The organism is Marinobacterium sp. xm-d-579, assembly GCF_013282935.1.
In the GTDB taxonomy this organism is placed as follows: domain Bacteria; phylum Pseudomonadota; class Gammaproteobacteria; order Pseudomonadales; family Balneatricaceae; genus Marinobacterium_E.
This window is the reverse complement of the sequence record NZ_WBYP01000001.1, coordinates 284,799-305,100: the sequence shown is the minus strand read 5'-3', so window position 1 is coordinate 305,100 and position 20,302 is coordinate 284,799. Positions and strand designations below refer to the sequence as shown.

The 20,302-nt window shown below is 49.1% G+C and carries 15 protein-coding genes and 1 pseudogene; 11 read left to right on the top strand and 5 right to left on the bottom strand.

Annotated features, from left to right (window positions below; translation table 11 throughout):
* Positions 1–15 precede the first annotated feature (15 nt).
* The 9 genes and pseudogenes from XMD579_RS01565 (at position 16) to XMD579_RS01525 (ending at position 10,263) form a co-directional block, all read left to right on the top strand.
* Positions 16–333 (top strand): SCP2 sterol-binding domain-containing protein, encoded by a 318-nt coding sequence (locus tag XMD579_RS01565; protein WP_173480453.1) that lies wholly within the window; start codon positions 16–18, stop codon positions 331–333.
* A 67-nt stretch (positions 334–400) separates the two neighbouring features.
* Positions 401–2,071, top strand: a complete 1,671-nt coding sequence (locus XMD579_RS01560; RefSeq protein WP_173488545.1) for an AMP-binding protein — start codon at positions 401–403, stop codon at positions 2,069–2,071.
* A gap of 18 nt (positions 2,072–2,089) precedes the next feature.
* Positions 2,090–2,647, top strand: coding sequence for a DUF2889 domain-containing protein (locus XMD579_RS01555; protein WP_173480455.1), 558 nt, complete (start codon positions 2,090–2,092; stop codon positions 2,645–2,647).
* A 20-nt stretch (positions 2,648–2,667) separates the two neighbouring features.
* Entirely contained in the window at positions 2,668–3,393 is a 726-nt protein-coding gene (locus tag XMD579_RS01550) for an enoyl-CoA hydratase-related protein (protein WP_371815165.1), read from the top strand.
* Positions 3,394–3,799: 406 nt separating this feature from the next.
* Positions 3,800–4,549, top strand: coding sequence for an electron transfer flavoprotein subunit beta/FixA family protein (locus XMD579_RS01545; protein WP_173483352.1), 750 nt, complete (start codon positions 3,800–3,802; stop codon positions 4,547–4,549).
* Between the two features lie 12 nt (positions 4,550–4,561).
* Positions 4,562–5,491, top strand: coding sequence for an electron transfer flavoprotein subunit alpha/FixB family protein (locus XMD579_RS01540; RefSeq protein ID WP_173488547.1), 930 nt, complete (start codon positions 4,562–4,564; stop codon positions 5,489–5,491).
* Positions 5,492–5,560: 69 nt separating this feature from the next.
* Complete coding sequence (gene fadB, locus XMD579_RS01535) at positions 5,561–7,723, top strand: fatty acid oxidation complex subunit alpha FadB (RefSeq protein WP_173488548.1); 2,163 nt, start codon at positions 5,561–5,563, stop codon at positions 7,721–7,723.
* 13 nt (positions 7,724–7,736) lie between these two features.
* Entirely contained in the window at positions 7,737–8,912 is a 1,176-nt protein-coding gene (gene fadA / locus XMD579_RS01530; protein ID WP_173488549.1) for an acetyl-CoA C-acyltransferase FadA, read from the top strand.
* A 249-nt stretch (positions 8,913–9,161) separates the two neighbouring features.
* Positions 9,162–10,263: pseudogene (locus tag XMD579_RS01525) on the top strand (IS3 family transposase).
* 131 nt (positions 10,264–10,394) lie between these two features.
* Here the strand turns inward: XMD579_RS01525 and XMD579_RS01520 are convergent.
* The 4 genes from XMD579_RS01520 to XMD579_RS01505 all read right to left on the bottom strand — a co-directional run bounded on the left by XMD579_RS01520 (position 10,395) and on the right by XMD579_RS01505 (position 17,014).
* Positions 10,395–12,761, bottom strand: a complete 2,367-nt coding sequence (locus XMD579_RS01520) for an RND family transporter (RefSeq protein WP_173488550.1) — start codon at positions 12,759–12,761, stop codon at positions 10,395–10,397.
* The gene (locus tag XMD579_RS01515) at positions 12,758–13,864 is read right to left on the bottom strand and encodes a YCF48-related protein (RefSeq protein WP_173505697.1); all 1,107 of its coding nucleotides are present in this window, start codon (positions 13,862–13,864) and stop codon (positions 12,758–12,760) included. Before XMD579_RS01515 ends, XMD579_RS01520 begins: the two co-directional genes overlap by 4 nt.
* Positions 13,865–14,113: 249 nt before the next feature.
* Positions 14,114–16,138 (bottom strand): FAD-dependent oxidoreductase, encoded by a 2,025-nt coding sequence (locus XMD579_RS01510; protein WP_173505696.1) that lies wholly within the window; start codon positions 16,136–16,138, stop codon positions 14,114–14,116.
* Between the two features lie 27 nt (positions 16,139–16,165).
* Entirely contained in the window at positions 16,166–17,014 is an 849-nt protein-coding gene (locus XMD579_RS01505; RefSeq protein WP_173505695.1) for a crotonase/enoyl-CoA hydratase family protein, read from the bottom strand.
* 98 nt (positions 17,015–17,112) lie between these two features.
* On the opposite strand from XMD579_RS01505, the gene XMD579_RS01500 reads away from it, so the two are divergent.
* Together XMD579_RS01500 and XMD579_RS01495 are read left to right on the top strand one after the other, a co-directional pair.
* Positions 17,113–17,739: a TetR/AcrR family transcriptional regulator gene (locus XMD579_RS01500; protein ID WP_173483346.1), complete on the top strand. Its 627-nt coding sequence runs from the start codon at positions 17,113–17,115 to the stop codon at positions 17,737–17,739.
* A complete protein-coding gene (locus XMD579_RS01495; RefSeq protein ID WP_173480466.1) occupies positions 17,736–18,497 on the top strand; it encodes an alpha/beta fold hydrolase in 762 nt (253 codons plus the stop codon). The genes XMD579_RS01500 and XMD579_RS01495 overlap by 4 nt, the downstream gene beginning before the upstream one ends.
* Before the next feature lie 456 nt (positions 18,498–18,953).
* Here the strand turns inward: XMD579_RS01495 and XMD579_RS01490 are convergent, their stop codons facing one another.
* Positions 18,954–20,294, bottom strand: coding sequence for a DUF1329 domain-containing protein (locus XMD579_RS01490; protein ID WP_173505694.1), 1,341 nt, complete (start codon positions 20,292–20,294; stop codon positions 18,954–18,956).
* Positions 20,295–20,302 lie beyond the last annotated feature (8 nt).

The window sequence follows — 20,302 nt, the reverse complement described above, 5'->3', positions numbered from 1 at the left end:
TCCGGGAGTACACAAATGGCTGATATGAATTCAATCTTTACCGAAATGAAAAGTCGCTTTAATGCAGATGCTGCAGCGGGCACAGATGCAGTGTTCCAGTATGAAATCAGTGACGGTGGTGAATGGTTTGTAACTGTACAGGACGGCAGTTGCGAAGTGACAGAAGGTAGTAATGATGATGCGACCGTTACCCTGCGAATGGACACTGAAACACTTGAAGAGGTGATGTCAGGAGAAACTGACGGCATGCAGGCGTTTATGAGTGGCCGTATCCAGGCAGATGGCGATATTATGCTGGCAACTAAACTGGCTGCGATTTTCCCTGTAGCCTAAAATTTATTACAACAAATAAATTTGAACCTTCAGGTTCTCTATAAGAATAACTATTGAGGAGCCCACGATGGTGCAGCAGCTACCTGCGGCGGATACTATTCCGGCTGATATAAATTCATATGGCTTTCAGACCGTACCCGATGTCCTGCGGTACAGTGTCGAAAAATATGCAGCGCGCCCTGCATTCACCAGCTTTGGACGTACCATCGATTACCAGGAGCTGGATGAGTTATCGGATGCGTTTGCAGTCTATCTACAAAAAGAAACCAGTCTTCAGCCCGGTGACCGCGTCGCTATCCAGCTACCCAACCTGATTCAATACCCTATTGTGCTGTTTGGCATTCTCAAAGCGGGGCTGGTGGTTGTGAATACCAACCCGCTTTATACCTCCAATGAGATGGAACATCAGTTTTGTGATTCCGGTGCCAAGGCGCTGATCATTCACAAAAGCATGGCGCACAAAGCAGAAAAAATATTGCAGAACACCGCCATTGAACATCTGATCGTGACGCAGGTGGGAGACCTGCATGATTTCATTAAGCGTAATCTGCTTAATGCAGCCGTTAAATATCTCAAGAAAATGGAGCCGGATTACAACCTTCCTCAGGCCGTGCCACTGCGTAAGGCTTTAATGCAGTATGTGGGTGAATCACCCGAAGCAGTTGAGGTAAAAACGGCGGATGTTGCCGTGTTGCAGTACACCGGGGGTACAACTGGCGTGTCCAAGGGTGCGGTACTCACTCATGCAAACCTGATTTCCAATATGCTGCAAGCTGAAGAGCGTTTGGTCCTGCCGGGTGTGAACTGGGCTGAAACCGTTATTTCACCGCTGCCTCTTTATCATATCTATGCCTTTACGGTTGCCCAGGTGGTCTCCCTGTTGGGTGGTCACAGCGTACTTATTCCAAATCCGCGTGATATTCCGGGTTTTGTTAAGGAGATGGGCAAGTGGAATATGAGTACCTTTGTGGGCTTGAACACTTTGTTTGTTGCACTCTGCAATAACGAGGATTTTCCAAATCTGGATTTCAGCAGCCTTAAATTCACCGCATCCGGTGGCATGGCCCTGAATCCATCAACCGCAGCTTTGTGGAAAGAAAAAACCGGCTGCGAAATCATTGAAGGATACGGTCTGACCGAAACTTCTCCAGCCGTATGCTTCAACGATCCAAACCAGACTCATTTGGGCACTATTGGTAAACCAATGGTACATACCGATCTGCGTCTGATTGGCACAGATGGCGAGGATGTGCCAAATGGTGAAGCGGGTGAACTTTGCGTCAAAGGGCCGCAGGTAATGCGTGGTTACTGGCAACGTGAACGCGAAACCAGCTCCGCATTCACAGATGATGGTTACTTCATTACTGGTGATATCGCGACCCGGGATGATGAAGGCTATATCCGCATTGTGGATCGTGCCAAAGATATGATTCTGGTATCCGGCTTCAATGTTTATCCAAACGAAGTTGAAGATACTCTGACCCTGCACCCGGATATCGTTGAGTGTGCCGCCATTGGTGTACCTGATGATATATCGGGAGAAGTAGTGAAAGTCTTTGTTGTATCCAGTAATCCATCTCTTACCGCAGAAGAAGTGCGCGGATGGTGTAAGGATAAGCTGACCCGCTACAAGGTCCCTAAACAGGTTAAGTTTGCACAGGAACTGCCCAAATCCAATGTAGGCAAAGTTCTGCGTCGAATGCTGAGAACACCTGAAACTAAATCTGATGCTGCCTGAATAGCGAGAACATTGCTTATGCCGCTCTCAAAACCCGTTCGTCGTAAAAAGCATCATAATCGTAATGTGATGTGTAATGGCTTCGAACGTGATGATCAGCTATGGGATATTGAAGCAAGAATGACCGATATCAAAGCCTATGATATCGATAACCTTGAGCGGGACGGTTATGTCTCTGCAGGTGAAAACTACCATGATATGAGCATCCGGGTAACTATGGATCGCCGGTTCTTAATTTATGAAGTGGAAGCCTGTATCGACAGCAGCCCCTTTCGCATGTGCCCCAGAATTGCGGATGCCTTTCGTAAGTTAGAAGGTACCCGTATTGGTCCTGGGTGGCTAAGGCAGGTAAAAGAGAAGTTGGGTGGCGTTTTAGGCTGTACCCATATGAATGAGCTGTTGCCAGTGGTAGCGACCACCGCCGTACAGACTCTATGGCCTGTGAGCAAAGAGGATGTTCTGGAAACCGGAGCTAAGCTCATGCTCAATAGTTGCCATACCTGGGGGCAGAGCAGTGAGATGGTAAAGACCTACGCGCCGCAATTTTACCAACCGGAAAGTGAAGTGAACGGATGACGGACCTGGTTCTATACACGGTGGACGATGGTGTCGCTGAGATTGCGCTGAATCGACCGGATAAAAAAAACGCGATTACCCTGAATATGTACGAACAGGCCGTATCCTATCTGGAGCAGGCCGCTACGGATGAAAATGTCAGAGTGGTCCTGTTGCGGGGAGAGGGACAAAGCTTCTGTGCCGGAAATGATATTCAGGATTTCGTTTCAGGTATGGGTTCCCGCGAAAATCTGAAAGGCGTGGTCAGTTTTCTGCATCATATAGTCACCTATAATAAACCTCTCATGGCGGCTGTTCAGGGCAATGCGGTTGGTATTGGAACCACCATGATGATGCACTGTGATCTGGTGATCGCCTCTGAGGATCTCAAATGCCAGATGCCTTTTGTACATCTGGGTTTGGTTCCTGAAGCCGGAGCGACTTTGATCATCCCTTCGATGTTAGGCCAGAGGCAGGCTTTTGAACTCCTGGTTGAAGGCCGCCCGTTTGGTGCACAAAAAGCACAACAGAGCGGTTTAGTAAATGTGATAGCCGAAGTTGAAACCTATCTCGAGGTTGCCAGAGAAAGAGCACAAGCGCTGGCTCGTTTACCCAAAGAGGCGGTTCTGGAATCCAAGCGTCTGATGAAAAAGCAGTATCAGGAAAACCTGCTTGCTGTGATTGATGAAGAGCTTGAGGTATTTTACGAGAGACTGTTTTCGGACGAAGCGCGTCAGGCGTTTATGGCTTTTTTACAGAAATCATAAAGGGGCAACAGCCCCTTTTCTGTTCCCCTAACTTATTTATTTTTCAGTGAATATTTCCGTTTATAAGGCGCTTTATGTCGCTAAGGATAACGGCCGAAACCGCTACGCTATTGCCAGCTATAGCGATAAAGATAGCAACCAACAGCCCTCGTTTTTCTGACTTTTCATACTTTATCTGCCAGCAGCAGATGTTGCTGTGCAGACCTTTCTGCCTTTTTTGGTGTTTTTTGATTGTTTTTGTTTGTTTGTAAACGCCTCTGTAAGCCACTATTTACGAGGCTTTGTTGCTTAATGCCATTTTTTGTCAGTTATGTAGCTGCTTTTTGTCATTGTTGAATTTTGGTCCGCAACTAGTATTTAAACATAACTAAAAACAACAGCCGGATAAGAAATAGAAGAGGCAGTTATGAAAGTACTGGTCGCTGTAAAGCGTGTCATAGATTACAACGTCAAAGTGCGCGTTAAAGCAGATAGCAGTGATGTTGATCTGGCCAATGTAAAAATGGCCCTGAACCCTTTCTGTGAAATCGCAGTGGAAGAAGCAGTACGTCTTAAAGAGGCGGGCACTGCGGATGAAGTTGTTGTGGTTTCTATTGGTAGCAAAAGCTGTGAAGAGCAGATTCGAACTGCACTGGCACTGGGTGCTGACCGCGGTATTCGTATCGAGACTGAAGATGCACCGGATTCACTTTCCGTTGCCAAGCTCTTGGAAAAAGTCGTTGAGAAAGAAGCACCAGGTCTGGTGATTCTGGGCAAACAGGCGATCGATTCAGACAATAACCAGACCGGTCAGATGTTGGCTGCGCTTCTGGATCGTCCACAAGGTACGTTCGCCTCTGAAGTTAACGTATCGGGTGACAGTGTTCAGGTAACCCGTGAAGTCGATGGCGGCCTGCAAACAGTTGAATTGGCCATGCCAGCCATTGTGACTACAGACCTGCGTCTTAACGAGCCACGTTATGCAGCCTTGCCAAATATCATGAAAGCAAAACGTAAACCTCTGGAAGTACTGAGCCCGGATGATCTGGGTGTCAGTGTCGGCAGTAATCTCACTCTACTTCGCGTAGAGCCACCTGCAGAACGTCAGGCAGGTATTAAGGTCGGCTCGGTGGATGAGCTGGTAGAGAAACTGCGCAACGAAGCCAAAGTGATTTAAGGAGGTTGAGTGATGACTACGTTGGTAATAGCTGAACACGATAACAAAGAACTTAAACCGGTTACCTTAAACACACTGGCGGCTGCTCAGGCGATTGGTGGGGATGTTCACCTGCTGGTGGCGGGTAGCGGTTGCGGTAGTGTGGCTGAGGCTGCGGCGCAGATCCCAGCAGTAAGTAAAGTACTCACTGCGGATAGCCCGGCATATGAACATCAGCTGGCAGAAAATGTCAGCAAACTGGTTCTGAGCATTGCTGCGGATTACAGCCACATTCTCGCGTCTGCGACCACAACCGGTAAGAACTTCCTGCCACGGGTTGCTGCGCTGCTGGATGTAAACCAGATCTCAGACATCATCTCTGTAGAGGCGGATGATACGTTCAAACGTCCAATCTATGCAGGTAACGCAATTGCCACTGTGCAGTCGGCTGATGCTGTCAAAGTCATTACCGTGCGCGGTACCGCTTTTGATGCGATTGAAAACAGCGGCGGCTCAGCTGAAATCTCCACTGTAGGCGAATCCTGTGATGCGGGTATTTCCAGCTTTGTCGGTGAAGAACTGGCGGAAAGTGACCGTCCGGAACTGACTGCAGCATCCGTAGTGGTATCCGGTGGTCGCGGTATGGGCAACGGCGAGAACTTTGACCTGCTTTACAAAGTGGCAGACAAACTCGGCGCTGCAGTGGGTGCATCCCGAGCCGCAGTTGATGCAGGTTTTGTCCCTAACGATATGCAGGTAGGCCAGACCGGCAAGATGGTTGCACCGGATCTGTACATCGCGGTGGGTATATCCGGTGCCATTCAGCATCTGGCAGGCATGAAGGACTCCAAAATCATTGTTGCGATCAACAATGATGAAGAAGCCCCAATCTTCCAGGTGGCAGATTATGGTCTGGTGGCAGACCTCTTTGAGGCAGTACCCGAGTTAGAGGGCAAGTTGTAAGCCCTCAATGAATTCCAAAGTGCCTCGTGAAAACGGGGGCAAAAATAAAAATTAGACGGAGCAACTTAGATGCTTTTCGAAGGAAAATCGATTCAGGTTCAGCCGGTCGAAAACGGAATCTACGAAGTGGTTTTTGACCGCAAAGATGATGCCGTTAACAAACTTGACCGTACCACCACTGCAGAACTGCATGAAGCCGTGGCTGTATTGCAGGCGATTGATGACCTGCAGGGCGTTATTTTTACCAGCGCCAAAGAGAGTTTTATTGTCGGTGCCGATATCACCGAGTTCATGGGCTTCTTCACACAGGAAGACGATGTACTGATTGCCGGTTTAATGGAGACCCACGGTCTGTTAAATCAGATCGAAGACCTAAAAGCCCCCACCGTTACAGCAATTAACGGACTTTGCCTCGGTGGTGGGTTTGAGGTCGCCCTGGCGACAGATTACAGAGTACTGGGTGATCAGGCCAAAGTGGGCCTGCCTGAAGTAAAACTGGGTATCTTCCCCGGTTGGGGCGGCACCATTCGTCTGCCTCGTCTGATCGGTGTTGATAACGCGAATGAGTGGATCTGCGCAGGTGTCGAAAAACGTGCCGATGCAGCGCTTAAAGATGGCGCGGTTGATGCGGTAGTGACCACAGCACAGGTACGTGAAGCCGCGCTGGATCTGTTGAAAGGCTGTATTTCCGGCAAGTTTGATTATCAGGCCCGTCGTGATGAGAAGAAGAGCCCGATCAAACTGAATCAGGTTGAGCAGATGATGGCGTTTGAATCCGCTAAAGGTGTCATCGGTGGTAAGGCGGGTCCTCACTATCCAGCACCTATGGCAGCTCTGAAAACGGTTCAGAAGCATGCCAACCTGCCACGTGAAAAAGCCAACGAAGTGGAAGCGAAAAATTTCGTCAAAGTGGCTAAAACAGATGTCTGCGCATCACTGGTGGGCCTGTTCCTTAAAGATCAGTATGTGAAAAAAGTCAGCAAAAGCTTTGAGAAACAAGCAGAACCTGTTGCCAAGGCTGCCGTACTGGGTGCCGGTATTATGGGCGGCGGTGTTGCGTATCAATCCGCGGTTAAAGGCACGCCAATCCTGATGAAGGATATTAACGAGGGTGCCCTGCAACTGGGTCTGGATGAAGCCACTAAACTGCTGAACAAACGTGTATCCCGCGGTCGTATGGATGCCATGAAAATGGCAGGCGTACTGAACAAGATCACCCCAACACTGAACTACGGTGATTTCGGTAACGTTGATCTGGTGGTTGAAGCGGTAGTTGAACATCCTAAGGTTAAAAAAGCGGTTCTCGCAGAAGTTGAAGAACAGCTACAGGAAGGCGCGATCCTGACCTCCAACACATCAACGATCTCGATTACAGAGCTGGCTACGGCTCTGAAAAAACCTGAAAACTTCTGCGGTATGCACTTCTTTAACCCCGTGCATCAGATGCCGCTGGTTGAGGTTATCCGCGGTGAGAAATCTTCGGAAGCAGCCGTTGCGCGTACCGTCGCTTATGCAAAAGCGATGGGTAAAACCCCAATTGTTGTGAATGACTGCCCAGGCTTCCTGGTTAACCGAATTCTGTTCCCGTATTTCGGTGGCTTTACGGCCCTGATGGAAGATGGCGCAGACTTCAGGCAGATCGACAAAGTGATGGAAGGGTACGGCTGGCCAATGGGCCCAGCGTATTTGCTCGACGTTGTTGGCATCGATACCGCACACCACGCCGATGCGGTGATGGCGGTAGGTTATCCAGATCGCATGAGCCATGAAGGCGAAAACGTGATCGACCGTATGTTCAAACTGGAGCGTTTCGGCCAGAAGAACAACAAAGGTTTCTACCAGTACGAGCTGGATCGTAAAGGTAAGCCTAAGAAGATCGTTGATGAAGAAGTGCCTGCACTGCTGGAAGGTATTGCTGCAGATACACGCGAATTCAGCGATGAAGAGATTATCGAACGCATGATGATTCCACTGTGTATCGAAACGGTTCGTTGTCTTGAAGATGGTATCGTTGCCAGCCCCGCTGAAGCCGATATGGGTCTGATCTACGGTATCGGCTTCCCTCCATTCCGTGGTGGTGCTCTGCACTATCTGGATCAGATCGGTCTGGATAACTTCGTTGCAATGGCTGCTAAATATGAATCTCTGGGTCCGCTGTACCAGCCAACAGAGAAAATGAAGCAGATGGCAGCTGCTGGCGAAAAATACTTTTCTGAAAGTGCACAGGATTAAGGGGTAAAGACAGATGAACTTGAAACCAAATGACGTAGTAATCGTTGACGGTGTTCGTACCCCAATGGGTAAATCGAAAAACGGTTCGTTCCGAAATGTTCGTGCCGAAGCACTGTCAGCCGCAGTAATGAAAGGTCTGCTGGATCGTAATCCAGCAGTTAAAGGCGGTGATATCGAAGATATCATGTGGGGTTGTGTAAACCAGACTAAAGAACAGGGCTTCAACATTGGCCGTAACGCTGCTGTTCTGGCAGGCATTCCTCACACGGTAGCAGCGCAGACCATCAACCGATTGTGTGGTTCTTCCATGGCAGCGTTGCATGCAGCAGCACAGGCGATCATGACTGGCAACGGTGATATCTTCATCGCTGGTGGTGTTGAACACATGGGCCATGTTTCCATCATGCACGGTGTGGATATCAATCCGGAAATGTCTAAGCAGGTAGCGAAAGCTGCAATGATGATGGGGGTAACTGCGGAAATGCTGGGCAAGATGAACGGCATCAGCCGTCAGATGCAGGATGAGTTTGGTGCTCGTTCTCACCGCCTGGCTCACGAAGCGCACCTAAAAGGTCTGTGGGATAGCGAGATCATCCCTGTAGAAGGTCATGATGAAAACGGTTTTAAATCTCTTCTGGAAGCAGATGAAGTCATCCGTCCTGAGACTACCGTTGAAACCCTGGGTGCTCTGAAGCCAGTGTTCGTACCTAAAGTAGGTACAGTAACTGCGGGTACGTCTTCTGCATTCTCTGATGGCGCATCGGCGCTGCTGGTGATGTCGGCGGCTAAAGCTGAAGAGTTGGGCCTGACACCACGTGCGCGCATTGTGAGTATGGCAGTTGCTGGTTGTGACCCATCCATTATGGGTTACGGCCCGGTACCGGCCACTCAGAAAGCACTGAAACGTGCGGGTCTCTCCATCGAAGATATCGACTATGTCGAGCTCAACGAAGCGTTTGCAGCACAAGGCCTCTCTGTCCTAAAAGGTCTGAAATTGCTCGATAAGATGGAAGACAAAGTAAACCTCAAAGGTGGTGCAATTGCACTGGGTCACCCTCTGGGCTGCTCCGGTTCCCGTATCACCAACACGCTGATGAACGTACTGGAACAGAACGATGGCACATTAGGTCTGGCGACCATGTGTATTGGTATGGGCCAGGGTATTTCCACCATCATAGAGCGTGTTTAACCCAGCCCTAACTCTTTCTTGCAACACTCGCTTTTCGCTATTTGCCCCGCATTTGCGGGGCTTTTCATTTAATATTGCCTAAAATCAGGCGATAGAATCAGAAAGCAATTTTAACCAACTCACACTCATGTAAGGATTACCCACAGTATCCAAGAGGAAGGCTAATGGCGCTCTACATTATCCCAGTTCATCGCCACTAGTTTGCTAGACACCTCTCAGCCATAGAAAATGGCTTTTAAAGAGGTGCTTATGAGCAACAAACGTTATCCCGAAGAGTTCAAAATCGAAGCGGTTAAACAGGTCACTGACCGAGGCTACAGCATTGCAGATGTGGCTAATCGGCTCGATGTTACAACCCACAGCCTTTATGCCTGGGTCAAGAAGTACGGCCCCGATTCAGCCGAGTATAAAGCGAAGTCAGATGAGCAGTTAGAGATACGCCGCCTCAAGAAAGAACTGAAGCGAGTCACTGAAGAGCGAGATATATTAAAAAAAGCGGTGTACTTCGCCAACCAGTCCGATTGAGGTAAACCTTTATCCGTGATCATCATAAGGATTGGCCCGTACGCCAGCTCTATTCATTACTGGATGTGCATCCTAGTGGGTATTACGCATGGCGTAAGCAGCCTTCTTCCAGGCGCTATGCAGCAGATCAACGGCTCACTGGATTGATCAAGCAGTACTGGCTGGAGTCAGGTGGTTTGTATGGCTATCGGAAGATCCATAGTGATCTGCGCGAGTATGGTGAAACCTGTGGCCCCAATAGAGTTTATCGGCTCATGCGGTTAGCTGGGTTGAAGGTTCATATTGTTACTCCGAACCGACTACAGCAGCAATTCAGTGTCGCTGCCCCTAATAAAGCTTGGGTAACAGATATCACCTATATCAAAACCCATGAGAGGTGGCTGTATTTGGGTGTTGTCGTTGACCTGCTCTCAAGAAGGGTGATTGGATGGTCAATGCAATCCTGTATCACAAAGCAACTGGTGCTAGATGCGTTGCTCATGGCTGTATGGCGACGTAATCCTCAGTCAGAGGTAGTCGTTCATTCTGGTCAGGGAAGTCAGTACACAAGCTATGATTGGCAATCCTTTTTAGAGATACATGGCCTAAAAGGCAGTATGAGCCGACGAGATAACTGCCACGACAATGCCGTTGCTGAGAGCTTTTTCCAACTACTGAATCAGAAAGAATCCGCGGCAAGGTTTATGCAACCAGAGAAGATCCACGCAGTGATATCTTTGAATACATAGAGCTGTTTTACAACAGCAAACGATGTCATGGTTTTAATGATCAGCTATCACCGAAAGAGTATGAAAACCGATATGAAAAACGGCTGCTGAGTGTCTAAAGAACTAGTGGCGATTCAAATTTATATAAAGGGGAGAGCAAAATCATTTGGAGTTTGGTTTTCTATCCAAACTCTATCGTGTTTGATTTTGCTCTTTTCACCAGCCTGCACACCTTTAAACTCTAAATATTCTAGGGCTCTACTTTGTTGCTCGTCTTACCGTAAGGATTAAGCAGGCAGGCAATCGCCGGTAACAGAATCAGCGCACCCAGCATGTTCCAAATAAACATAAAGGTCAGCAGGATACCCATATCCGCTTGGAATTTGATGGGTGATAGTACCCATAGGACCACACCAATACCTAACGTTAGGCCGGTGAAGGCAACTGATTTACCGGTGCTCTGCAGGGTTTCCAGATAAGCTGCAGCGAGGCTATGGCCTTGTTCCAGATAGGTTTTCATCTTCGAATAGATATAGATACCGTAGTCGACCCCAATACCTACACCCAGAGCAATTACAGGCAGGGTAGCGACTTTAACGCCAATACCCAGTTGGGCCATCAATGCCTGACAAAGAACGGATGTCAGTGCCAGCGGCGCGATGATGCAGATCACTGTGCTGATGGATCGGAAGGTCAGCAGGCAGAGAATACTGACGACGGAATATACCCAGATCAGCATTTCGTACTGGGCGTCTTCAATCACTTCATTAGTTGCGGCTTCGAAACCCGCTTTACCCGCGGCCATCAGGAACTCGATACCTTCAACCTGATGGTTGTTGGTAAAGTCTTCTACGGCAGCGGTGATGGTTTTCAGGGTCTCGGCTTTGTGATCATCCAGGAAAACGATGACTGGCAGTAGAGAGCAGCTACTGTTCATCAGACCTGCCGGAACGTAAGCCAGAGAGGCGTTGATTACGAACTGGTTGCGGCTGACAGAGCGCCATTTCAGGTTCCATTCGTTAAGGCCCGCAGTTACCCGCTCAGAGACATCAGTTAAGGATATGCTGGATTGCACCCCTTCAATGCCTTGCAGGTAGAACTGGAAGCGGTCAACCAGTGACAGGGTCTGGAAACTGCTGCACTGTTCCTCTTCAGTTGCGACCATCACCACAAAGACATCGCTGGAAGTGGAGTAGTTGTCGGTGATAAAGGCGTTATCCAGATTGTAACGGGAGTCCAGCCGTAGTTCTGGTGCGCCTTTATCCAGATCACCGATCTTCAGATCTTGACTGAAGTATAAACCGCCAACCAGCATAAACAGGGCAACGGTAATCGCCATGGTGGCACCTTTAGGTGTGGCGAATACAGAGAACATGCGCCAGTGAGAGTTCTCTTTTGCAATATTGCATTTTGCCCGGGCGATCGCATTTTTACCCACACCTACATAGCTCATCAGCAGTGGCAGTAGCATCAGATTGGTCAGTACGATTACTGCAACACCAACCGATGCTGCGACTGCCAGATCCTGAATCACCTGAATCTGAATCACCATCAGTGTAATAAACCCAATACCGTCTGAGATCAGGGCTGTGAGTCCGGGAATATAGATGGTTTTAAATGCATGGCGCGATGCCTGAATCTTATCGGCGCCATTGGTTGCGGATTCCAGAGTGATTGTATTTACAATCTGCACACCGTGGCTGACTGCAATGGCAAAGACCAGAAACGGCACAAGCATGGAGTAGGGGTCGATGCCATAGCCGAGCATTTTGAGCAGCCCCAGCTGCCAGATAACCGCAGCAAGGGAACAGATTAGTGGCACAATCGTACCCATAACACTGCCGGAGTAGAGATAGAGCAGGGCCAGGGTAATCAGAATAGCCACGGCAAAGAACAGAGCCACTTCAGTCGCACCATCAATCAGATCACCGACGATTTTGGCAAACCCGGTGATGTGAATATCGACGGCGTCTGAGCTGTATTTATCACGAATCAGCTCTTCAACCTGTTCCGAAAAGCTCTGGTAGTTAAGGCGTTCACCGGTATCCGGGTGCTTATCAAACAGCGGCACCTGAACCATCGCAGAGCGGAAATCGTTAGCAACCAGAATACCTACCTGACCGGAACGCAGAATGTTAGTCCGTACCTGTTCCAGACTTTGCTCGGAACCGTCGTATTTGGCGGGAATAACCGGGCCGCCGACAAAACCTTCTTCGGTAACCTCGGTCCAGCGGACGTTAGGGGTCCAGATAGATTTCAGGGCGGAGCGGTCGACACCGGGAATGAAAAACAGATCATCGGTAACGTTTTTCAACGTTTCCTGAAATTCTGCTGTGAAGATATCCCCATCTTTTGCAGCCACCACCACACGGATACTGTTGCCTAATCCGGCAAGGTCATCGCGGTAGTTGATATAGTTCTCAACATAGGGATGCGAGGATGGGATCATCTTGATAAAGCTGGCATCCGGGCGGATCTGGCTTGCTTGCCAGCCCAGAATCACAGTAGCAATCAGGAACAGGCCCAGTACCAGTTTGCGATGTGTATAGAGAAAGTATTCGGCCAGGCGTTCACTGGTCTGGATAGGCCACAAAAGCAGAGCGGATAGCTTGTTCATTGTGCAGCCTCCTTACCAATAAGCGATAGGTGCACAATGCCGGTTTCACCGGTAATCACCAGTGAATCAGCCACCTGTGTCAGGGACGTAAATGTTCGCAGCTGACGTTTACCCAGAGGCTCAAATCCAGTGCCTTTCTGGCGCAACAGCGTGCCGCCCTGACCGACCATAATAATCTGGTCATCCACCACAATGGCATCGTTGATGGTGGCTGCGACCGGCAGCTCAACACTTTGCCAGTTCTGGTTTTGATCATCAAAACGGAAAGTGTTCCCACGTAAACCCATGATGTACAAAGAATCCGATTCTGCTGCTGAGAAGAAGGAACCATCGTAAGGAGAATCAAGGTTGAGCCAACTTTCACCATTATCATCACTGGCGAGCAGAAGTCCGGCTTCACCGAGAATGAGCAGACGGCCTGATTTAAGCTGATAGATGCGGTTAAGGTGGAAACCTTCCGGGTTTGGTAGCTCATGCCCTATAAACTGCCAGTTTTGTCCCGCATCTCTGGTTTCGAGCATCGTACCGTAGGCACCGATCAGGAAACCGTGGCTGGAATTCAGAAACAGCATATCCAGCAGGGGTGAAGTTGGTCCTTCTTCCTGTGCGATGACAGCATCATCCAAGGCATATTCGGTATCTTCAATCTGTTCGGGTGTGAAGTCATCGGTTGTCATGGAACCGAGCAGATTTTCAAGAGCCGTGATTCGTAACTGGTTAATGTCGTTACCGCTAAGAACGGATTTCCAACTGGAGCCACTATCGGTGGTTTTAAGCACTAGACCATCGTGACCAATCGCCCAGCCAGTCTGAGTATCCGTGAATTTAATACTGGTCAGCAGTGCGCTGGCAGGTACTGATGCCTGATGCCACTTCTTGCCCTGATCATCCGAGTAAACGATGACGCCTTGCTCTCCGGCAGCAACCAGTCTTTTACCTGTATTAGCGACGGATAACAGCAGTGACTTTTCAGCACCTTCGCGGGTGAGGGCTGAAGTAGACAGACGGTCTGACGTCAGTTGTTCTGAGGCCGAAGATGGAGATAGAGGTGTAAATAGTGAGCAGAGTATCAGTAACGAACTGCCAGTAATTCTTTTGAGCATCTGATAACCAGTAATTATTTTTATATTTGGTGGCCCTTCCTGATGATTCTGAAAGGTTACCTGCATCATGCTTTATTAGGTATAGAATCGCCAATAACAAAAGTCACCAGTTTTTATGACATTATTTTTCAAACCCTGCTTAGGTGCTTGAATTACTGTGAAAATTGATAGGGAAAAAGGTGGCGTTTACGGTCATAAAAAAGGGCAGGGTTGTTCAAAACCGCTGCCCTTTATAGGTGGAGTGGGTGTTTAAATTGTTGCAGCCAACTGCGTGCCCTGATGAATCGCGCGTTTGGCATCCAGCTCCGCAGCCACATCAGCACCGCCGATCAGATGGACCGGCACATCTTTAATCTGGTCAGCCAGATCACGTTTAGGCTCCTGCCCAGCACAGATAATGACATTATCAACTTCCAGTAATTGCGGTTCGCCATCGACCAGCAGGTGTAAGCCCTGATCATCGATCTTCTGGTACTCACATTTGTTGAGCATTTTCACACCTTTCTTGGCGAGATCGGTACGATGTATCCAGCCGGTTGTTTTACCCAGACCGCTGCCGACCTTGCTTTTCTTACGTTGCAGCAGGAACACCTCTCGAGCAGCCGGTTCAAAGACAGGTTTCATGTTCTCTACACCGCCTCGGGCGTTCATGCTCATATCCACTCCCCATTCTTGCATAAAGGCGGAGATGTTCTGGCTGGTGGATTCACCCTGATGCACCAGTACTTCGGAGATATCAAAACCAATACCGCCTGCGCCGATAACCGCGACTTTCTGACCAACCTCAGCACCCTTCATAACATCCAGATAGCTGAGCACTTTCTGGTGGTTAACACCCTCAATATCCGGGGTGCGGGGGCTAATGCCAGTGGCAAGTACAACCTGATCGAATCCGCCTACCTGAAGTGTTTCTGCAGTTACTTTAGTGTTTAGCTGAAGGTTTACTCCCGTAAGCTCAATCTGCTTACCGAAATAACGCAAGGTTTCATAGAACTCTTCTTTACCCGGTATGCGCTTGGCAATATTGAACTGGCCACCGATCTCGGATGCTGCATCAAACAGAGTGACATTGTGGCCGCGTTGAGCGGCGGTGGTGGAAAAGGCTAAACCGGCTGGCCCTGCACCGACTACTGCAATGTTCTTAATATCGGTGGCTGGGGTAATCACCAGTTCTGTTTCATGACAGGCACGCGGGTTAACCAGGCAGCTAGTCAGTTTGCCAACGAAAACGTGATCCAGACAAGCCTGATTGCAACCGATGCAGGTGTTGATCTCATCGGCTCTGTTTTCGGTCGCTTTTTTCACGAATTCCGGGTCTGCCAGAAAAGGACGGGCCATAGAGACCATATCCGCATCACCACGGGCCAGGACCTCTTCAGCCACATCGGGCATATTGATTCGGTTTGAGGTGATGACCGGAACATTAAGTGCCTTACGCACCTTGGCTGTCACCCAAGTGAATGCAGCACGAGGTACCTTTGTGGCAATAGTGGGAATGCGGGCTTCATGCCAGCCGATGCCGGTATTGATGATGGTGGCACCGGCTTGTTCAATCGCCAGTCCAAGTTGAACGATCTCTTCGTAGCTGCTACCGCCTTCAACCAGATCCAGCATGGAAAGGCGGTAGATAATGATAAAGTCAGTACCGACGGCTTCACGCACCCTTCGAACGGTTTCCAGAGCAAAGCGGATACGCTGGTCATATTCACCCCCCCAGCCATCATCGCGCTGGTTGGTGCGTGCGGCAATAAACTGGTTAATCAGATAGCCCTCTGACCCCATAATTTCGACACCGTCATATCCAGCTTCCTTAGCCAGCGAGGCACAGTTCACAAAATCTCTGATCTGTTGCTCAATATCGTCTTCCGAAAGCTCTTTGGGTGGGAATGGGTTGATCGGTGCCTGAATCGCAGAGGGCGCAATTGGCTGAGGGTTGTAGGCATAGCGGCCCGTATGCAGGATCTGCATACAGATCTTGCCACCTTCCTGATGTACCCGATCCGTCACGATGCGGTGGTTTTTTACATCTTCTGATGAAGCCATTTGCGCAGCATGACCATGCACAGCACCTTCCTTGTTTGGACCTATGCCTCCGGTTACGATCAGGGCGACGCCACCACGGGCACGTTCTGCGTAGAACTCAGCCATACGTTCAAATCCATTGGGTGCTTCTTCAAGGCCCAGATGCATAGAACCCATCAGGACACGGTTTTTCAGAGTGGTGAAACCCAGATCCAGGGGCTGTAAAAGATTAGGGTAGGCTGTTGTCGTCATTCTTAGTATCTCTTTATCGTTATTGTTTTAGTCGGCAGCTTGAAGTGGCTGGGTTATTTTGCGTAATGGTTCAAATACAGCGGCTTTTCCAGAAACCTTCGCGCTGAAGCTTTGCATCATGTCATTAGGTTGAAACATGCCGGACTGCCAGGTAGCCATGTAACTGAGGCTGTCATGCAGGCTGTGATCCCGAGCATAGTTGATCATCTGCTTGGTGCCAGTGATTGCCAGAGGGGAGTGGGCAGCAATCTGTTGGGCAATGCCCATTACTGCATCCAGCATCGATGCCTGATCCGGGAAGGTCTGATTTACCAGTCCGGATGTTTGAGCTTCCTGAGCATGCATTTTACGTGCGGTATACGCGAGTTCTCGGGCGAGCCCAGACGGTATAAGGCCTGGTAAACGTTGCAGGGTCCCCAGGTCTGCAGTCATGCCCAGCGCCGTCTCTTTTACGGTGAAATAGGCATCCTCAGTGCAGTAACGCATATCAGTGGCACACACCAGATCCAGAGCGCCGCCTATGCAGCCACCCTGAATCGCGGAGATAACCGGAAAGCGTGCGGTTTCCAACACCATAAAACATTCTTGCAGTTGCATAACCAGACGGCGCACAGATTCTGCTCTGCGACCGGCTTCACCATTGAGCAGGCTTTGGTCCGGCTGAGTAAAAACCTCCAGATCCATTCCGGAACAGAAATGTTTGCCCTGAGAACTGATGACCAGTACCCGGGTGTCTCCCTCAATATCCAGCGCTCTGATGGCTTCCGGAAACTCTATCCAGAAGTCCCTGTTCATGGAGTTGCAGGCTTCGGGGCGTTTAAATTCTAGCCGGGCAATGTGGTTCTCAACGGTGAGGTCAAAACAGCTATAGCTCATCTGAAAACAATCCTGTTTAGGTTTTTGTTATTAAACTAGACGGTGTCAAGATAGTGATCTATTTTGACACTGTCAAGATTGGTTGATAGATTGCGTTCATGAACAGTAGAAAAAAACCATATCACCACGGTGATCTCCGGATTACCTTGTTGCAGGCAGCCACGGATCTGATTGCTGAAGGGGGCGTTGAAAGCCTCTCTATCCGCAAACTTGCGGACAAGGCAGGCGTGTCTCGCACTGCGCCTTATCATCACTTCAAAGACAAAAATGAACTGCTTTGCGCAATAGCAGAACAGGGCTTCCATCTTCAGGATCAATTGATTGAAGCCTTGAACGAAAACGCTAAAGAGCTGAATCCTGTAGAGCAGTTTGAGCGCTATGTGATTACCTACATCCGCTTTGCTGATGAGCAACGCGAAACTTATGACCTGATGTATGGCCGCGATATCTGGAAAACCGGAGAACCTACGCAGACATTGCAGGAAGTGTCCCGAAACAGTTTTCGCGTTTTGCTGAACTGGGTTGAAGAGCTGCAAGCCGAGGGCGTTTTTGAACCTTCTTTACCTGCATTGAGGATCGCTCAGTCTGCCTGGGCTTCTATTCATGGTTTGTGTAGGTTGTTTAATGACGGTATCTATGTAAATCGTGAAGATCTGCAGGATATTGCCCGTACATCGGTGCAGTTACTGATTAATCAGAATTACCCGGCAGAGGCAGAAAAGTGATTCAGTTCAGCCATGCTAACGGATTCCCCGGCAGTTGCTATGGCCACTTGTTCAGCTTATTACCTGAGCATGAAGTCAGCTGCGTTGAAAAGATGGGGCACGGGGATTACCCACTGAATGGCAGTCTGCGTAATTACGCGGAGGAACTGATTGCTGAGATCGAACAGCAGCATAATAAGCCCGTAATTGGGGTTGGTCATTCAGCCGGAGCTGTTGTCACCCTGATAGCCGCTGCGTTAAAACCTGAACTTTTTAGACAGGTTATCCTGCTCGATCCGGTGGTATTCAGTAAACGCAAACGTTATGCCTTGAAACTGTGTAAGGCCCTGGGCCTTATGGATCGGATTACTCCTGCCGGAAGAGCCGCTAAAAGGCGGGCTCAGTTTGCCAGTCGTGAAGAAGCGGAAGCTTATTTTGCAGGTAAAAGCCTGTTCAAAGATTTTCATCCTGCATGTTTTGCTGACTATATCAAACACGGTTTAACCGAAAACGAGCAGGGTGTTGAGCTGAGCATCTCAGCAGATATCGAAGCGGATGTTTTTCGCAATGTCTTACTGGATGTACCCCGGTGCCTTAAGCGTGTACGCGGTACTGTCATCTACGGTCGTAAGAGTCATTTGTTTAACCGTCATGATAAACGCTGGTGGCAACGCAACTTTCCTGAAATGAATCTGGTTGCTGTTGATGGCGGCCACCTTTTCCCTCTTGAATCCCCGGAAATCACAGCTGAACTTATTAATTCAGCGCTTTCAAAATAAGCCTGCCCTCGATTCTCCAGTCACCTGTTTATCAGTCATCAGCTATCAGCCATTTGGACTTTGGTAGAGAGTGGTTCTAATTAGGAAAAACTCCTAAAGAAATTTCTGACACAGCGTCTACTATTATTAGATCACGTCAGTAGGAGTGGGTTGATGAAAGCGAGTGTGGATATCCCGGTTGAATGTAACCAGTGTTTAGAGGAAGTCATGCAAGATGCGATGGCAAAAAAAGAACTCGACTGGGAACGTTATGGTCGTGATATGCCTCAATGCAAGGAATGTATACAAGCCCTGAAAGAGGATATGGTAAAAACCACTGGAACAGGATTGAGTTTTAACCCAAGTGAGCAAAGAAGTCAGCAAAGACTGCTGTTACAGCTAATACACTTCAGAATTCAAATGGAAAGCCCTCCATATGAGAGGGCTTTTTGTTGTTACCTTGCTGGAGATAACTTGTTATTTACCCTGTCGACGGATCGCTTGTGGAGTAAAATCTTTATGTTCGAAGCGTTGGGTAAAGTCGAAACCTTCTCCCTCTTCGTTGGTCAAACTACCTACCAGATAACGACCAGACTGCAGGTCATATAAAGCTTCGGCGGTTAACCAAGGTACGTTGGCATCACGATACTGGAACTGATGCGCTTCACCTACACGCCACAGCTCGCCACGGCCATCGTAATGGTCCACTACGGCGATCTGCCAGCTGTCTTCATCGATATAGAAGGTGCGTTTTGCGTAGATGTGGCGTTCGCCTTCTTTCAATGTCGCCTCGACTTTCCAGACACGGTGTAATTCATAACGTGTGAGTTCTGGATTCAGGTGTCCTGGTTTGAGAATGTCTTCGTACTTAAGACCTCGGTCTGCAAGCTTGAAGCTGTTGTATGGGATATACAGCTCCTGTTTGCCAACCAGATTCCAGTTGTAACGGTCAGGTGCGCCGTTAAACAGGTCCAGATTGTCTGTCGTACGCTGACCATCGCTCGCTGTACCCGGAGCATCATAGGCGATCTGAGGAGCCCGACGCACTCTGCGCTGACCTGCATTGTAGGTCCATGCCTGTCGTGGTTGTGTAACCTGATTCATGGTTTCATGAACTAAGAGTACGTTACCGGTCAGACGGGCAGGGGCTTTTACCTGCTGTACAAAGTAGAACAGGATGTTCGCATCTTTGTCCGGGTTTGTGCCGCCTTTGAGGTGAGTTGGCCAGGACATCTTCTCGTTGATTTTAACCGGTGTGAAGCTGCCGTTGGCCTGAACCGGAACCTGCACAAAGGTACGTTCCAAAGCGCCACCACGATAGCGGGTCATATGATTCCAGATTACTTCCAAACCATCGTTCGGGACAGGGAATGGAATGGCAGTGTTAAACCCCTGAAGGCCATTACCACCATCAGTGAGCTGTGCCGTTGTCGCATTGGCTTTAGCCGCGTCATACACTTCCTGAGGCATCGCCGCAGTTCGGTGAGTTGGGTACACCGGGATGCTGAAGGTAGGGTATTTATTCAGCATCGCCAGCTGTCCCGGAGTCAGCTTATCTTTATATTGTTCTGCATTGGCAGCGGTAATCGTAAACAGCGGTTGTTCGTCTGCAAACGGATTGTTGTAGCGATCAGAGCTGCCAGCCAATCCACCGTTCCAGGCTGGAATCGTACCTGCCGTATTACCTGCTTTTTCTGCACCTATCGGCGTGAGTGAAGCACCCAGCTCAGCTGCTTGTTCAGCGGTGGTAGCCGCTAAAAGTGAGCTGGAACTTAGTAATAATGCAGTGCTCAGCAGTAATTTTTTAGTGTTATACATTGATGATC

Excerpts from the sequence above, each read along its gene's own strand:
- XMD579_RS01565 (WP_173480453.1), top strand. The coding sequence starts at position 16 with ATGGCTGATATGAATTCAATCTTTACCGAAATGAAAAGTCGCTTTAAT.
- XMD579_RS01560 (WP_173488545.1), top strand. The coding sequence starts at position 401 with ATGGTGCAGCAGCTACCTGCGGCGGATACTATTCCGGCTGATATAAAT.
- XMD579_RS01555 (WP_173480455.1), top strand. The coding sequence starts at position 2,090 with ATGCCGCTCTCAAAACCCGTTCGTCGTAAAAAGCATCATAATCGTAAT.
- XMD579_RS01545 (WP_173483352.1), top strand. The coding sequence starts at position 3,800 with ATGAAAGTACTGGTCGCTGTAAAGCGTGTCATAGATTACAACGTCAAA.
- XMD579_RS01540 (WP_173488547.1), top strand. The coding sequence starts at position 4,562 with ATGACTACGTTGGTAATAGCTGAACACGATAACAAAGAACTTAAACCG.
- fadB (WP_173488548.1), top strand. The coding sequence starts at position 5,561 with ATGCTTTTCGAAGGAAAATCGATTCAGGTTCAGCCGGTCGAAAACGGA.
- fadA (WP_173488549.1), top strand. The coding sequence starts at position 7,737 with ATGAACTTGAAACCAAATGACGTAGTAATCGTTGACGGTGTTCGTACC.
- XMD579_RS01520 (WP_173488550.1), bottom strand. The coding sequence starts at position 12,761 with ATGAACAAGCTATCCGCTCTGCTTTTGTGGCCTATCCAGACCAGTGAA.
- XMD579_RS01515 (WP_173505697.1), bottom strand. The coding sequence starts at position 13,864 with ATGCTCAAAAGAATTACTGGCAGTTCGTTACTGATACTCTGCTCACTA.
- XMD579_RS01510 (WP_173505696.1), bottom strand. The coding sequence starts at position 16,138 with ATGACGACAACAGCCTACCCTAATCTTTTACAGCCCCTGGATCTGGGT.
- XMD579_RS01505 (WP_173505695.1), bottom strand. The coding sequence starts at position 17,014 with ATGAGCTATAGCTGTTTTGACCTCACCGTTGAGAACCACATTGCCCGG.
- XMD579_RS01500 (WP_173483346.1), top strand. The coding sequence starts at position 17,113 with ATGAACAGTAGAAAAAAACCATATCACCACGGTGATCTCCGGATTACC.
- XMD579_RS01490 (WP_173505694.1), bottom strand. The coding sequence starts at position 20,294 with ATGTATAACACTAAAAAATTACTGCTGAGCACTGCATTATTACTAAGT.